This window comes from Clostridium sp. CTA-17 (assembly GCF_054767895.1).
In genome coordinates this window covers 142,347-158,784 of record NZ_BAAABF010000005.1, presented here as the reverse complement: position 1 = coordinate 158,784, position 16,438 = coordinate 142,347, and the positions used below count along the sequence as shown (strand labels likewise).

General features: G+C 28.0%; 11 protein-coding genes. 2 read left to right on the top strand and 9 right to left on the bottom strand.

Features of this window, described 5'->3' with window-relative positions:
* Window positions 1-211: 211 nt before the first annotated feature.
* From ACYUCG_RS10340 to ACYUCG_RS10320, 5 genes are all read right to left on the bottom strand, one after another.
* A complete protein-coding gene (locus tag ACYUCG_RS10340; RefSeq protein WP_460268571.1) occupies window positions 212-1,315 on the bottom strand; it encodes a DUF4179 domain-containing protein in 1,104 nt (367 codons plus the stop codon).
* Window positions 1,308-1,883: a sigma-70 family RNA polymerase sigma factor gene (locus ACYUCG_RS10335; protein ID WP_460268570.1), complete on the bottom strand. Its 576-nt coding sequence runs from the start codon at window positions 1,881-1,883 to the stop codon at window positions 1,308-1,310. The genes ACYUCG_RS10340 and ACYUCG_RS10335 overlap by 8 nt, the downstream gene beginning before the upstream one ends.
* 258 nt (window positions 1,884-2,141) lie before the next feature.
* Window positions 2,142-3,695 (bottom strand): ABC transporter permease/substrate-binding protein, encoded by a 1,554-nt coding sequence (locus tag ACYUCG_RS10330; protein WP_460268569.1) that lies wholly within the window; start codon window positions 3,693-3,695, stop codon window positions 2,142-2,144.
* Entirely contained in the window at window positions 3,688-4,824 is a 1,137-nt protein-coding gene (locus tag ACYUCG_RS10325; protein ID WP_460268568.1) for a betaine/proline/choline family ABC transporter ATP-binding protein, read from the bottom strand. The genes ACYUCG_RS10330 and ACYUCG_RS10325 overlap by 8 nt, the downstream gene beginning before the upstream one ends.
* 1,285 nt (window positions 4,825-6,109) lie before the next feature.
* Complete coding sequence (locus ACYUCG_RS10320) at window positions 6,110-6,766, bottom strand: FMN-dependent NADH-azoreductase (RefSeq protein ID WP_460268567.1); 657 nt, start codon at window positions 6,764-6,766, stop codon at window positions 6,110-6,112.
* A 309-nt stretch (window positions 6,767-7,075) separates the two neighbouring features.
* Between ACYUCG_RS10320 and ACYUCG_RS10315 the strand changes: the two genes are divergently transcribed.
* Window positions 7,076-9,517, top strand: a complete 2,442-nt coding sequence (locus ACYUCG_RS10315; RefSeq protein WP_460268586.1) for a heavy metal translocating P-type ATPase — start codon at window positions 7,076-7,078, stop codon at window positions 9,515-9,517.
* 115 nt (window positions 9,518-9,632) lie between these two features.
* Here ACYUCG_RS10315 and ACYUCG_RS10310 read toward each other — a convergent pair whose 3' ends face one another.
* Both ACYUCG_RS10310 and nanJ read right to left on the bottom strand, forming a co-directional pair.
* On the bottom strand, window positions 9,633-10,274 hold the full coding sequence (locus ACYUCG_RS10310; RefSeq protein WP_283684274.1) for a TasA family protein: 642 nt from the start codon (window positions 10,272-10,274) through the stop codon (window positions 9,633-9,635).
* Between the two features lie 143 nt (window positions 10,275-10,417).
* The gene (gene nanJ / locus ACYUCG_RS10305; protein WP_460268566.1) at window positions 10,418-13,939 is read right to left on the bottom strand and encodes an exo-alpha-sialidase NanJ; all 3,522 of its coding nucleotides are present in this window, start codon (window positions 13,937-13,939) and stop codon (window positions 10,418-10,420) included.
* A gap of 209 nt (window positions 13,940-14,148) precedes the next feature.
* Between nanJ and ACYUCG_RS10300 the strand changes: the two genes are divergently transcribed.
* A complete protein-coding gene (locus tag ACYUCG_RS10300; RefSeq protein ID WP_115649513.1) occupies window positions 14,149-14,412 on the top strand; it encodes a DUF1294 domain-containing protein in 264 nt (87 codons plus the stop codon).
* A 317-nt stretch (window positions 14,413-14,729) separates the two neighbouring features.
* Here the strand turns inward: ACYUCG_RS10300 and speB are convergent, their stop codons facing one another.
* Together speB and speE are read right to left on the bottom strand one after the other, a co-directional pair.
* Entirely contained in the window at window positions 14,730-15,587 is an 858-nt protein-coding gene (gene speB / locus ACYUCG_RS10295) for an agmatinase (RefSeq protein ID WP_057257315.1), read from the bottom strand.
* Window positions 15,574-16,425: a polyamine aminopropyltransferase gene (speE, locus tag ACYUCG_RS10290; RefSeq protein WP_003449853.1), complete on the bottom strand. Its 852-nt coding sequence runs from the start codon at window positions 16,423-16,425 to the stop codon at window positions 15,574-15,576. The genes speB and speE overlap by 14 nt, the downstream gene beginning before the upstream one ends.
* Window positions 16,426-16,438: the final 13 nt, after the last annotated feature.

Here is a 16,438-nt window from a genome sequence, read left to right as displayed (position 1 = left end):
ACTATATGGTTATTAGTTTAAAAATAGTTAATATACAAGCTACTAAAATATTTATAATAGGAAATTAAACTTTAAAATTTAAAACTATAGCAAATAAAAAAGAAGTCAATGAAAATTACTATAAACTCTCATTTAACTTCTCTTTATAAAACTATTTTATGTTAATATATTTTTTATTTTAAACTTAATAAATTAATATTATAAGACTTGTTTATTCTAAATTTATTTCCTTAGAATATAATATAGTTTCTCTAGGATCATGAAAATAATCTTTTCCATTTTCATCTACAAATGGTTTATAAATTTCAACTTTTATTTTTTTAATATCTTCACCTTCCTTGGCAATATCTGTTAAATATTCTCCATCTTTAAAAACTACGTCTCCACTATCTGTTCTTAATATATTTCCTTTTTCATCATAAACTCTTACCCAATAATCATTTTTTTCTGTATCATAACCAGTAGTAACTAATTTTAATTTAATTGGAGTTGATATTATTTCTTTAATTCCAATACCATCCTTATTAATATCATTAACTTTCATTTTCTTAACTAATGATTTATCAACTTTAACAGGAACCTTAAAACTCCAATCCCCATCAATTTCTGAATATTCAGGTTTATCTCCTATTCCAATAAATTTTCTATAATCAACACTAAATTCAAACTCATCTGGTACTTCTTCTTTTAAATTAGTTAAATCATAACTTTCTACTCCAATAAAAGTATGGTCATTTAAGTATCTACCTTCTAATCCTGAAACATGATTGTCATGCAACTCTTCATCTGTAAAACTAACTTTTGCAATTGTACCTTCATCTAATATTTGCGATTTACACATCATTCTCTCTTCTTTGCATTTATTAGTATAGTCCTTTGAGTTTATATCTTTTATTCTTTCTATCTGTTCTTTTCCTAAATACTTAAATGGTTCTTTACTTTCTAGGATATATGTCACGTAAAGCTCATTTCCATCGCAAAGTATTTCTGACATAGTTACTTTCAATCCATTATTGCTTATACTTTTACCAACTGCTCTTGAATACTTAGAATAGTCACCATTAAACCCTATAAAACTTTGCATTTTTTCAAATGCATTTCCTATGCCTGTCACTCCATAAGCCAAGGTAGTTGTACCAACACCAATTCCAGTAATTATTGCAAGTCCTGCTGCAATATTTTTAAATACTTTCTTATACCCTTTACCTTTTATTTTATTTTTCTTTTTATCCTCATGAGCCATACTTATTGCCTCATCTATAATATCATCTAAATTATTTGGTAAATTTATCTTATCTAAATCTTTTTTATTCATTTAAATAGCCCTCCTTTAAAACCTCACCTAAAGCTTGTTTTGCTCTTCTTAAATAAGTTTTAACTGTGTTTTCTGGAATTTCCATAACCCTTGAGATATCTTTTATTTTCATATCATTAAAGTACATCATGATTATTACTGTTTTATAATTATCATTTAATAAATCTATTGCATTATATAAATCTAACTTTTCCTCTGTGGATATTTCACATTTTTCTTTTCTTATCGGTGTACTTTCATCCAACATTTCATTTTTTCCTTTTTTCTTTAGAAAATCAATTGATACATTTATTAAAATTCTTGTAATCCATGTGTTAAAAAACTTTGCTTTTTTTAATTTTTCAATATTTAAAAAGGCTCTATATACGGTTTCATGTATAACTTCAAGAGCATCTTGCTCATCTTTAACATATAGAAACGCCATTTTATATAAGTATTCTTTATTGTTTTTTATAAGGATTCCAAAGGATTCTTTATTTCCTTTCATTGATTCTTTTATTAATCTAATTTCATTTAATTTATTTTTTCTATCTATATCTAGATATGATATATTCATAGTTTTTTCCATCTTTCCCCTCCTAGCAAAAACTTTAACATCGATGTCTACATACATTAGTCTTCTTAAGTAGCTAGAAAGTTTCAATTTTTTTTATTTTTTCTTTAAGTTAGGTTTTATTTAAAAAACTTTCTAAAATAATTTTCTTTAAACATACCTTTACTAAAAACTATACTAATTATAAATTAAGCAATAAAAAAAGCATATTAAGACTTATATAAATCCTAATATGCTTCTTATAATTTTTATTTAACATATAATAAATACTCACTATTGTTCTATTAAACCTTCTCTAATTAAGAAAGCTTTAGCAACCTCTTCAGGTGATTTACCTAATACATCTACTTCATAGTTTAAGTCAATCATTTTTTCTTCATTGATTTTACCACTTAAAGAGTTTAAAACATCCTTTAATTCTGGATATTTTTCTAATGTCTTATTGTTAACTATAGGTACTGCACTATAATTTACAAAGAATTTCTTATCATCTTCTAAAGTTTTTAAATCAAACTTTTTAAGAAGTCCATCTGTTGAGAATGCATCTATAGCCTGTGATTCCCCATTTGATAGTGCTGAGTATCTAAGACTTCCATCTAAAGATTTAACATTTTTAAAATCCATGCCATAGTAATTCTTTAATCCTACTAAACCATCTTGTCTATTTTGGAACTCAATAGTTGGAGATAATACAAATTCATTACTGTACTTTGATAAATCTGATATGGTATTTATCTTATACTTATCAGCTAATTCTTTTGATATAGCTATATTATAAGTATTATTAAAACCTAGGGGTTCCATTACTGTTAACCCATGTTCCTTGTTCATATTTTCTTTTATGCTATTATAATAATCTACACTATTATCAATATTATTTTCTTTCATAACATTAACAAGTAATGTTCCAGTATAATCAACATACATGTCAACATCACCTTTTTCAAGGGCTCCAAAGGCAACTGATGTTCCTCCTAGATTTAGCTTTTTTTCAACTTGTAAATCTGTTTTATCCTGAACTAAATCTGCATACATATTTCCTAAAATAAGTTGTTCAGTAAAGTTTTTTGATCCAATAACCACTTTATCTTTTTTACCTGATATGAATGATGAAATTCCCATAAATAAAATGGCTATTATCATTATTACACTTATTACTTTAAGAACAAAAGTATTTTTCTTTTTATTATCATTACTTAATCCCTTTGGTGTAACAGCTACCTCTATTTTCCCAAAAATAAAGTCAACTATTAAGGCTAAAATACAAGCTGGTATAGCTCCTGCTAAAATCATATTATTATTTACCGTTTGAACTCCTGAGAATACTAAGTATCCAAGTCCACCGGCACCAATAAAGGCAGCTAAAGTCATAAGCCCTACAGCTGTAACTGCTGATATTCTTATACCAGACATTATTATTGGCAATGCTAATGGTAATTGTATCTTAAATAAACTTTGGTTCTTAGTAAGTCCAATTCCCTTAGCAGATTCTAATACTACAGGGTCTATGCCAGAAATTCCTGTATAAGTGTTTTTAACTATTGGAAGCAATGAATATACTACAACCATGAAGATTGCAGGTGTACTTCCTATTCCTAATATGGGAATAAGCAATCCTAGTAAAGCCATAGAAGGCACAGCTTGTACTAAGTTTACAAATCCTAGTATAGGCTTTCTTAAAAATTTGACCCTTGAAACAAGAATTCCTAAAGGAACTCCTATTAATATAGCTATTCCTATAGCCGTAATTGTTAAATATATATGTTGAACTAATAAATCTAATATTTGTGTTTTCTGTGAAATTACATATTGTAATAAATTATTCAAATATATTCACCTCCATGTCTAAGAATTGGTCGCTTAATATTGAAAGTAAACTACTTCTTGTTATAAGCCCTACTAATTTTTCTTCTGAGTTAACAACAGGTATAAATCCTACTGAATTTTCATTCATTACAGTTAAAATATCAACTAAACTGTCATCTTCATTAACTCTTAGTGGATTTTCACTCATAATTTCTGAAAGTGCTCTTGATTTTCCATTTGTAATCTTTATATCTTTAAAAGTAACAATACCTTTAAGTACATTTTCTTTATCAATAACTAATAAACTATCAACCTTATTACTTCTCATTATTTCGATTCCTTGTAATATGGTTCTAGCACCTTTAACAGATACAGGATTTTTTATCATTATATCCTTTGCCTTTATAAAATCAGGATTATTCCAAACCCTATCTGATCCTATAAAATCTCTAACAAAATCATTTGCTGGATTTCTAAGTATATTTTCTGGAGTATCATATTGAGCTATTTTTCCTCCATTCATTATGCATATTTTATCTGCTATCTTTAAAGCTTCATCCATATCATGGGTAACAAAAATAATTGTCTTTTTAAGCTCCTCTTGAATAGTAAAAAGCTCTTCTTGAAGTGAAGTACGCGTTATTGGATCTAAAGCACTAAAAGGCTCATCCATTAAAATTATCTCAGCATCTGTAGCAAAGGCTCTTGCAAAACCTACTCTCTGTTGCTGTCCTCCACTAAGCTCTGATGGATACTTATTTAAATAAATTTCAGGATCCAATCCAACCATATTTAAAAGATATAAAGTTGTCTGCTCTATTTTTTCAACATCTTTGCCCTTTTTTAGTCTTGGAATAAGCTCTATATTTTCCTTTATTGTTAAATGTGGAAACAATCCATTATTCTGAATTACGTATCCAATATTTCTTCTTAATTCAATAGGGTTTTCTTGAGCTAAAGATTTCCCATTTATAAATATTTCACCAGAAGTAGGTGTTATTAACTTATTTATAAGTTTTAAAGTAGTTGTTTTACCGCATCCACTAGAACCTATTAAAACAACTAGACTTCCTTTATCAATAGTTAAAGAAATATTATCTAGTATCTTTCTGTCCCCTATTTGTTTAGATACATTTTTTATTTCTATCATAAAAATCCCCCTTTTCTTCTGACAACTTTTATTGTTTAAAAAAGTTGTTAGTTCATTGTAACACGATTTTAAGTTAAATTCAAATTTTAATTTGTTTAACCTAAAATTTATTTCATATAATTTATTAAATACTAAATACTATGTTAGTCTCTATTAATGGCTATATTACTATATTAATAAGCTTTTAAAATAGTATTTAAAATAATAAAAAAACACCATTATATAAAACAGTGCTCTACATAATAAAATCTATTTATTTTTTGCCTCATTTAAAATATTCTTTACATCTGTACTAGTTCTTCTTTTATTCTTTTTACTTTTACTAAATTCATTACAAATATTATATATTAACAAATTTGTATCCTCCTTTTAATTTACATTTTAAATGAATTCTCCTTATATAGAGAATTCAACTTTCACTTAAATTATAGACATAATTTAATATTTATATATCAAAATTTTTATTTTTTTCCTTTAATTCACAGGTTTAGTTATAAGTATTAAAAATCATCTAGTTTCTCTTTTGAGTTAACAACTAGTATGAATATATTCTATTTTTTCAACAAAAATTAAACTAATCAAATATCATTCTAAATCAACTTTAATTAGTTATAATACATGAAAATACATATTATTAATTTTTCATTCACGTATTACCTTTTTGTAAATCTTAAATAAATAGTCCTATGATGTAAAACTATCCTAAATTAATAATATACTTTTAAATTTTTTACTGGATTTATTAAGAATATTTTAGGTGTTATGTTTTTATACCATTTATCATGTTTTTAGAAATTTTAAAACATTAGTATAAAATAATTTTTTTACCTATTGAAGTGAAAATCCTCTTTACGAAGTGAATTACAATTTACCATATTGTAATTTAAATATTTTATCTCTCTTCTATACCTTTTTAAACCTGAGAATAAACTCTAAACTTTATTACATTATAAAAATAATTTATTTCTATATTCTAGTTTCAGCATTTAAACCCACAAGCTGAGAGTTAAGTATAACATATAAAAGAAATAAATGCAAACATTTGTTCTCTTTTTAATTTAGAAACCTTGTCTTAAAAATATTTTTTCTAATATTTAAAGTAAAAAAATTTATCAAAGTTCATTAATAAAACTTACAATTAATATTTTATGTACTCTAAGTTTTATTAATAAATTACTTTGATAAATTCTCTTAACTCTATTGATCAACCTAAAAATCAATATTTAAATATAACCAAATTTAATTTTTATATAAGATTCTCTTAACTAAATATAAAACTTTTATTTTAACCTTTATTACTAAAATGTATATCTCTTATTACATCATCTATTTTTTCAACAGCCTTATCTTCAGCCTTAAATTTTTCCTCTACACTAAAACCTGTTCCATCCACTAATAATGGGTGGAATTTTTTTATTCCTAAAAATTTCATTACATCTTCAATATAATTTAATCCTTTGTTAAATACTCCTCTAGTAAGCCAAGGAATTTCTCCACCTGAAGATTGTATGTACACCATTTCTCTCTGTTTATCATCTAACAATCCTTTAACTTCTTCTGGTGTTACTTTAATTGTTATTTTATTTTGAACAACACAATCTATATATTCCTTCAATGGTGCTGGGAAAGATAATGTCCATAAAGGGGCTGCTATTACGTATAAATCTGCACTTTTAAATTGCTCACTTAACTCTATTATTCTTTTTACTTCTTCCTTTGTCTTGGCATCTATACTAGCAGTCTCACAATCTACCACAGAACTTCTTCCTGAAAAATGCTTATGCTCTAATCTAGGAATAAAATCTTTGTATAAGTCAACTTCCTCTATTTCAAACTCTGGATTTAACTCCACAAACCTATTTATAAAAGCTCTTCCAATAGTCTTACTTGATGAAAGCTTCTCTGGCTTTGAGTTTACTGTAATATAAAGTAACTTTTTCATATACTCACCTCATTTAATTTTTCTAAATTAACTTCTTTTTCTTATCTTGTGATTTTTTTAGTTTTTTATTAATAATTATCTAATTTTAAATAAGTTTTTATTTTTTAGCCAAAATAAGTTTATATTATTAAAAATACTTACCATAAAACTTAAATTTCATTGATAACACTTATCACTTTATTATTGACAAAAGAAAAATCAAAGAGTATATTTGAATCACAACCACCCCCTAGGGGAGGTAAAAATTTAAAAGGAGGAAAACTGTTATTCCTTTCTTTATAACAAGGGAATATGGCAGCTATAATTTTTATGATAAATAAATCACTTAAAATAAAGGGTATGAGTTGTGCCGCTTGTGCTGCTAGAATCGAAAAAGTTCTAGGTAAAATGGATGGTATATCAAAAGCTAATATTAATTTAGCAACTGAAAAATTAAATTTAGAGTTTGATGAAAATAAAATTTCCTTTAAAGAAATAGAAGAAAAAATAAAGAAACTAGGCTTTGAACTAAAAGGAAACAATCAATCTACTTCATTTAAGGTAGAAGGTATGACTTGTTCAGCCTGTGCAGCTAGAATTGAAAAAGTAACAAGCAAAATGGATGGTGTTGAAAGTTCTAATGTTAACTTTGCAAATTCTACTCTTAATATTTCTTTCGATAAAGATAAACTTTCTACTAATGATATAAAAGCAAAGGTAGAAAAATTAGGATATAAACTTTTAGATGCATCTCAAGAAGATGAACATCAAAAAGCAAAAGAGGATGAAACTAAAAAAATGAAAAATAGACTTATTGGTTCAGCAATATTCACTATTCCATTATTCATAATCTCAATGGGACATATGATTGGTCTTCATTTACCTAATATAATAGATCCAATGCATAATCCCTTAAACTTTGCGCTTATTCAATTAATTCTTACAACTGTGGTTATATTCATATGTAGAGATTTCTTTATACATGGTTTTAAGAACTTATTTATGAGAAGCCCTAATATGGATTCCTTAATAGCTATAGGAGCTGGTGCTGCATATGTTTATGGATTATTTGCAATATATCATATTTATATGGGTGATAGTAACTATGCTATGCAGTTATATTTTGAATCTGCTGGAACAATACTTACATTAATAAGTTTAGGTAAATACCTAGAAACTTTAACTAAAGGTAAAACTTCTGATGCAATAAAAAAACTTATGGGATTAGCCCCTAAAACAGCTACTCTACTTGTAGATGGAAAAGAAAAAATTGTATCTATTGATGAAGTTCAAGTTGGTGATTTAATACTTGTTAAGCCAGGTGAGAAATTGCCTGTAGACGGTAAAGTTGTAGAAGGATATACATCAATTGATGAAAGTATGCTAACTGGAGAAAGTATTCCTTCCGAAAAAAATATAGGTGATACTGTATTTGGAGCTAGTATAAATAAAAATGGAAGAATAATTTATGAAGCTACAAAGGTTGGTAAGGATACTGTAATTTCTCAAATAGTTAAGTTGGTAGAAGATGCTCAAGGATCAAAAGCTCCAATTGCAAAATTAGCTGATACTATTTCAGGTTATTTTGTACCTATAGTAATATCTTTAGCAGTAGTTGCAAGTTTAGCTTGGTATTTCTCTGGTGAAAGTAAAACTTTTGCACTTACAATCTTTATATCTGTATTAGTAATTGCTTGTCCATGTGCTTTAGGCCTAGCTACCCCAACAGCTATTATGGTTGGTACAGGTAAAGGGGCTGAAAACGGAATACTTATTAAAAGTGGTGAAGCTTTAGAAAGCACACAAAATTTAAATACTGTTGTATTCGATAAAACAGGAACTATAACTGAAGGAAAACCTAGGGTTACAGATATTATTTGTGAAAATCTTTCAAAAGATGAACTACTTGCATTAGCTGCCTCAGCTGAAAAAGGTTCAGAACATCCTCTTGGAGAATCTATTGTTAGAGATGCTGAAGAAAAAAATCTTACTCTAAAAACTGTTTCAAATTTTGAAGCAATACCTGGTAAGGGAATTCAATGTTCTATTGAAGATAAAAGAATTTTATTAGGTAACTATAAACTTATGAAAGATAAAAATATAAATCTTAAAAATTTATTAGCAACTTCTGAAGAATTAGCTTTAAAAGGAAAAACTCCTATGTTTATTGCTATTGATGAAAAAATAGCTGGTATAATAGCTGTTGCTGATACAGTTAAAGAAACAAGTAAAAAAGCTATAGAAACTCTACAAAAAATGGGACTTGAAGTAGTAATGTTAACAGGAGATAACCTAAAAACAGCTAATGCTATTGCAAAAGAAGTAGGTGTAGATAGAGTTATTGCTGAGGTTCTTCCTCAAGAAAAGGCTGAAAAAATTAAAACTCTTCAAGATGAAGGCAAAAAAGTCGCTATGGTTGGTGATGGAATAAATGATGCTCCTGCTTTAGCTATTGCTGACATTGGAATGGCTATAGGTTCTGGAACTGATATAGCAATGGAATCTGCTGATATAGTTCTAATGAAAGGTGATATATTACATGTTGTTGGTGCTATTCAATTAAGCAGACAAACAATGAAAAATATAAAAGAAAACTTATTCTGGGCATTTGGATACAATACTTTAGGTATTCCAGTAGCAATGGGAGTTCTTCATATATTTGGAGGCCCATTACTTAATCCAATGATAGGTGCCTTTGCTATGAGCTTTAGTTCAGTATCAGTGTTACTAAATGCTTTGAGACTAAAAAAATTCAAACCAAATTATAAGTAATCTTTTTAACTTAAATATATTATATTTTAATTATAAACTTTTAAAATCCTTAAACTTTAATTACAAAATAAAAAAACAGAGTCTTTTGACTCTGTTTTTTTATTTTAAATTAATATTATTTATTAACTTGTTCTGCTTCAACAACTACTAATGGAACTGATTTATCCTTTAGGAAATCAAATATTTCAACAAACTTATTTCCATCATGGTTAAATCTATTATCCATAGCCTCTTTATCTACTTCTAAAGTAACTTTTAAATCTGCAGCACTTGTAATTTTATCAGAATCTTCAGCTTCAGTATAAAGTGAATCTAACTCAAATTCAAAAGTTCCATCAGCATTGCTCTTCATTGGTAATTCAAGCTCAGCTAATTCAAATTTTAAATTAAACAAATCATCAAAAAGAACAGCTTGGTCACCAATTGTAGCAACAACTTTTCTAGCTATCTCTGGATTTAATTTAACTGATACTTTTTGCTTTAATGTACCTGAATTAGATATTACAAATTCTCTTTGGAAACTATCCCCTGGTCTAACATTTTTAAAATGTTTAGTTGCATTTTTATTTATTATTTCTGATGTTTCATCAACAATCTGCCATCCATCAGTATGTTCTTTTACATCAACATCTAAAGTACCCATTGTTAACTTAATTCCTGAATCAACTTCTGCTCTATCTGAGAACCAAGCATATGATCCAACTGCTCCTACCATTAATGTTCCTGCTAATAACATACCTAATAATTTTTTCTTCATAAAATTTCTCCCCCAAACATTTCATTTTTTATATACACGCAATATATAAATACTTTAATAATCTACATAAATATTTATATTCGTTTACATTACATAATATTACTTATTTTTTACTTATTTACATTTAATTTTAAATTTATTCATTACCTAGCAGTTCTAATAGTCTTACTTTCTTTAGCTGAAAGTTCTCCATTTGAATATTTAGCTGCCACTTTAAAATTGTAAATAGTATGTCTATTTAATTTTGAAACCACAAACTCTGTAGATTCAACTGGAACTTCTATTAATTTCTTTCCATCTTTATATATTACATATCCCTCTAACCCCTCAATTGTTATTGGAGCATTCCATGTTAATTTAACATTTTTCTTATTTATTTCTTGAATTTCAAAATTTTGTACTGGATTTACTACTATCTCTCCTGAAACTTCTTCATTAATTTTAACTTCCTTACTTGAAAGTTCTAACTCATGAGTATTTCCATCTCCAGCTCCTACTAAAGCTGTTGTTAATCCTAAAACTTCTAATTCAGAAGAAATCTTTGGAGTTAAGTTAACTTTTACTAGATCTGAATTTTTTTCTATTTCACTTCCTAAAGAAGCTACTAATATTCTGACTTTTCCAGGTTCAACTTCTTTACTCTTTACAAATAAAGAATCATTAAATGAAGTAATTTCATTTACTTTAAATGCTTCTGCATTATATTCAAATAAATATTCTGCTGAATAAGCTTCTGTATCTCCATTTAATCCCTCAATTCCTAATATAGCATCAAATGCTGAGCCAACTTGAACTTCATCATTAACCTTTAGGGTTGAATTTCCAACAGTTGTTTTTAATTCACCAATCTGTACATTAATTCCTGTATTATCTAATCCATTCAAAGTTGAAACTTTATTATAAACAGTATTAAGTTCTAAAGCATTATTTTCCTTAAGCTTTATTTCATAACTTCCAGGATTAATCCCTTCTGGCATAGTTCCTTTAAATATAGCTGAGCTTTTTCCTTCATAATTAACCATATTTAATGGTACATCTACTCCTCCTATATCTAAAGTTATCTTTCTATCTCCTATGATACTAACTAATTGATTAAAGTTTACTTTTATTGAAATTTCCTCTCCAGGATTGTAAGTTAAATCTTCATCTAAAATTTCAATTGATTGAACTGAAGCTGATGGTGAATCTTCAGAAGCATTAAACTTAAGGTAATTTAAATCAAATTCAGTATATGCCATTCTGCCTGCCCCTTCACCCTCGTAGAATAATCCTAGGTTTCCATCTGGTAACTCTGTTAAACAAGAATAAGCAAATGAACCTGGCTTAACTGTCTTATTATAAATCCAATCAAATTCATATCTTGGTTCTCCATTGTCATAAGTTCCATTCTCATTTATTAAGCCAACCTTAACACTTCCATTTACTCTACTACTTGCATCTGGATTTGAGAATATAATTGCATCTTTACCATTTATTTTTCCACTATAATTTATAACACTTAATTGGCAATAAGGCTCTCTTAAAGAAGTATCTTCTGGAACTTCATCATGCCATGTTGCTCCTCCATCAAAACTAGTTGCAATTCTTGTATATGAACCAGTATTTCTCATAAATAATTTTAGTTGTCCATTTGGCATTTCAACTACTTGGCACTCTGTCAACTGTGTTCCTGAAGAAACTGTTTCAGAGCTTACAGAAGCTGTATCTATTGGAGATTCTCCTAAATTCCAAGTTTCACCAAAGTCATCACTATAAATTACAGCACTTGATTGGAAATTATTTTGATTAGTATAGTATATTGGGAATACTAATCTACCTTTATGCTCTCCATTTTTTATTTGAATTCCCTTTCCTGGTGCAGTTCCAAAGAATTTCATCCATTCTTTCTTAAGTCCTGGATTTAAATCCTCTGGTTCACTCCATGTTTTACCATCATCATCACTATAAATCATTTCAATATGAGCTGTTCCAACAGCCTTAAGTGGAGAATTACTTAGTAAAGCATTTCCTACTTCTTCTCCATTTTGAAGAAGGGTCTTATCATTTTTCATTACATAATCAGTTTCATTTCCTTCTGAATTATAAACAATTCCATCTTCTCTAACTGTATATTCATTATTTTGAGCATCTTTTAATATAAAATAATATTTTCCATCAATTTCTTTATATCCACTTCCACCCTCTGTATTAGGGAATCCATAACCTTCTGGGAAATGAGTTACTATAAGAAATATTCTCTCTTTTTCAATTCCATTCTCTTCTATGGTAGCTGACATAAGAGAAGTATCTATAGCTGCTGATTTACCTGGATAATCTAATATTACTTTTCCTTCTTCCCATTCTCCATTTACTTCTTTTCTTCTTATACCTACATCTATGTTATTATTAGGAGCATCATGATCTCCGTTATTTCTAACATCTATAGAAGCTAAAACCGTTCCTTTTTTAGTTGTTTCTAAAGCAGGAATTCTATATCCTCTTGATTCTAAATATCCAGGATAGAATAATTCTACTGGTTGTGTTTTATAAACATCATCTGGTAATAAACTATCTTCTAATGGTGCTTTAGTTTCTCCTGTTTTTCTTAACAAATAATTATCACTTACTGGTTTATCATAAATATTCATAAAATCTATATTTCCTCTAAATAAGTACTCATTGTACCCATTTGCTCTATCAGTTTTACCAATAAATCCACTATTAAGATTTATTGCATTTAAAAATTTAATATTTGGATCTGATACAGTTTTAACAAGAGAACCATTTAAAAATATCTTAGCTCCTACTCCCTTTTCTATTTTTAAAGCTAAAGTATTTATTCCTTTATTGAAAGTAACCTCTGCACTGTGATGTACATTAAAATCTCCATTTCCTTCTTGTCTTCTAAGCTCATATCCTACTTTCCCCCCACTTACATAAAGTGAAAAATAGTTATTTGCTTTATTTCCATCACTTAAACCAATTAAACTTTGAATTGAGGTATCATTCATATTAAATCTAGTGACTATAGTTCCTTCTTCTAGTGAGGAGAATTTTTCTAAATCCCCAGTTATATTTACCCTTTCTTCCTCCTTAGTTATTTTTAAGTTTCCATAGTTAGCAATTTCATCTACTTCGCCTTTGATTTCATAAACATTTAACTCTGCTATTGAAGCAAATCCACCAACACCTTGAATTGCAGTTATTTTTATCTCTTCTGCATCAATAGGAGAATCAAAAGTTACAGTTTTAACTAAATTATTTTCTTCCCAGGTTCCCTCTGCAACTAAAGCTTCCACTCCATTATTAATAGCATGAATTTCATACTTAGTTATAAATCCATTGTTTCCACTTGTTCTTGGTGTAATAGCTATAGAACTAACTTTTCTAGAACTTCCTAAGTTTACTGATAAGCTCTGTGGAAGTGCATCACTCCCATTCCATTTTGTATGCCACATAGTATTTGTATTTCCATCAATAGCATTTGAAGCTGGATCTTGCCCCTCTTCCGAAGTTGCACTAGCTGTCATTTCTGATTGTGGAATAGCAGTTTCAATAATAGCTTGTCTACTATCTACAACAACTTGCTTATCATTTACATTAGGATTAGCCTTTACTAAATATCCTCCCATATTAGAAATAAATAAACTTGCAACAAATGTAGCAATAATCTTTTTACTTTTCATTATCTCTCCTCCCTTAAAATAAAATTAACCTCATATTATGTATACGTTTAAATAAACTCTAATATGACTAAAAATGTGTAAAATATACTTTATAATACATAAATTTTATATTTATATATTAATTAATAATAACTCCCCACATAAATAAGTTATAATTAATTTGAGAAACATATAATAAATACTAATAAAAAAATTAGGAGGGATAATTATTGAAAGAACTTTTTGTAGGTTATTTAGTTGTAATAAATTTAGTGGCAATAATTCTAATGTATATAGATAAGCAAAAAGCTAAAAAACATCAATGGAGAATAAGTGAAGATACCTTAATAGGCGTTTCTATAATAGGAGGAGGAATTGGAGCATTATGGGGAATGCATGTCTTTCGTCATAAAACAAAACATGCAAAATTTACTATAGGTATTCCTTTAATAATAGCAATTCAAGCACTTTTAATTCTTTACTTTATTAGATAAATACGCAAAAGAACTGTATCAAATTAACCTTAAAAAAATTCCTAAAACTATTTTTGAAAGAGTTACTAAATACTCTCTCTTACTAATTTCTGAATTTTTTCTTGGCTTTTGATACAGTTCTATTTTTTATATTTAACTCTCTAAAAATTCTAAATTAAATTTAACTAAAAATATATTTTGCATAAATTTTAAATTCAATTAACTTTAAAAATCTCTAAATATTCTCTTCACTGAATCGATTAAGAACTAGTTTTAATTTTAACTAGTTCTTAATCTATACCACTTTTATCTAAAGCTAATCTATCTTTAAACTCATTCTATTTGTTATTTGCTACTAATAACATCTCTCTTAAAACTTTACAAGCTACAGCCGTTGATGCTCCTGTTGGGTCATACTGTGGTGATAATTCATTAATATCAAATCCAACAATATTTAACCCTCTAAGTTTTAATATTGAATTTAGAAGCTCATTAAACTGAATTCCACCTGGTTCTGGTGTTCCTGTACCTGGGAATACAGATGGGTCTAAAACATCTAAGTCTATCGTTACATAAACAGGTTTACCTTTAACCCTTTCTAAGGCATAATCTAAAGTATCACAATTAAACTTATTTGTATAAACGTGATCCTTTGCCCATAAAAATTCTTCTTTTTCACCAGAACGTATTCCAAATTGGAATATTTTATTATCTCCTACTAGATCCCAAACTCTATGTATAACAGTAGCATGAGATAGTTTTTGACCTAAATAATCTTCTCTTAAATCTGCATGAGCATCAAAGTGAATTACATGAACATCAGGATATTTTTTAAATACTCCTTTAAATGCCCCTAAAGTTACTAAATGCTCTCCACCTATCATAGCTGGTATTTTTCCATCTTCAACAACCTTAGTTGAAAAATCCTCTATTAAAGCTAATGCTCCCTCTGAATTTCCGAAAGGAAGCTCTATTTCTCCTCCATCGAAAATATTAAAATCATAAAGATCTAAATCTTGATATGGACTATAGCTTTCTAATCCCCAAGATTCTCCTCTCATCACTTGGCTTGCAAACCTAGTACCTGGTCTAAAAGAAGTTGTTGAATCAAAAGGAGCTCCAAATACAACTATGCTTGATTCATCATATTCAGCTTCACACCCTATAAAAGTGCTTACATTTCTATTCATCAACATTCTCTAGCATCTCCTTAACATAATTAGGTAATGCAAAACATCCTTTATGCAAATCAGTGTTATAATATTTAGTTTTTAATCCTAAATCATTCCACTTTTCTATATCAGCATTTAATGGATCATATTTTTTTGATGCAAAACCAAATAGCCAATGTCCTGATGGATAAGTTGGTATATGAGCTTGATAAACTCTACATACTGGGAAACATTCTTTTATTCTCTTATGAGCTCTCTTCATCCCCCTTGCATACTCTTCATAGTATGGGCTTTCATGTTGATTTACAAGTATTCCATCTTCTTTTAAGGCCTTAAAGCAATTTCCATAAAATTCTCTTGTGAATAAACCTTCTCCAGGTCCAAATGGATCTGTTGAATCAACTATTATTAAATCATATTTATTTTCAACTGAACGTACAAATTTTAATCCATCTTCAAAGAATAAACTTACTCTAGGATCATCTAATTTATTAGCTGTTTGAGGTAAATATTCTCTACAAACATCAACAACTAACTTATCAATTTCAACCATGTCTATTTTTTCTATAGTTTCATATCTTGTAAGTTCTCTTACAGTTCCACCATCTCCTGCTCCTATAACTAGTACATTTTTTATATTAGGATTTGTAGCCATTGGAACATGAACTATCATGTCATGATAAATAAATTCATCCTTTTCTGTTACCATCATAAGTCCATCTAATGTGAAGAAAGTTCCAAACTCTTGAGATTTAAAAACATCTATTCTTTGGAAATCGCTCTTTCCACTATAAAGTTGTTCATCTACTTTGATTGAAAAACGTACCTTGTCTGTATGTTCTTCTGTGTACCATAATTCCATAATTAAAAATCCT

Excerpts from the sequence above, each read along its gene's own strand:
- nanJ (WP_460268566.1), bottom strand. The coding sequence starts at position 13,939 with ATGAAAAGTAAAAAGATTATTGCTACATTTGTTGCAAGTTTATTTATT.
- ACYUCG_RS10340 (WP_460268571.1), bottom strand. The coding sequence starts at position 1,315 with ATGAATAAAAAAGATTTAGATAAGATAAATTTACCAAATAATTTAGAT.
- ACYUCG_RS10310 (WP_283684274.1), bottom strand. The coding sequence starts at position 10,274 with ATGAAGAAAAAATTATTAGGTATGTTATTAGCAGGAACATTAATGGTA.
- ACYUCG_RS10325 (WP_460268568.1), bottom strand. The coding sequence starts at position 4,824 with ATGATAGAAATAAAAAATGTATCTAAACAAATAGGGGACAGAAAGATA.
- ACYUCG_RS10335 (WP_460268570.1), bottom strand. The coding sequence starts at position 1,883 with ATGGAAAAAACTATGAATATATCATATCTAGATATAGATAGAAAAAAT.
- speB (WP_057257315.1), bottom strand. The coding sequence starts at position 15,587 with ATGTTGATGAATAGAAATGTAAGCACTTTTATAGGGTGTGAAGCTGAA.
- ACYUCG_RS10315 (WP_460268586.1), top strand. The coding sequence starts at position 7,076 with ATGATAAATAAATCACTTAAAATAAAGGGTATGAGTTGTGCCGCTTGT.
- speE (WP_003449853.1), bottom strand. The coding sequence starts at position 16,425 with ATGGAATTATGGTACACAGAAGAACATACAGACAAGGTACGTTTTTCA.
- ACYUCG_RS10320 (WP_460268567.1), bottom strand. The coding sequence starts at position 6,766 with ATGAAAAAGTTACTTTATATTACAGTAAACTCAAAGCCAGAGAAGCTT.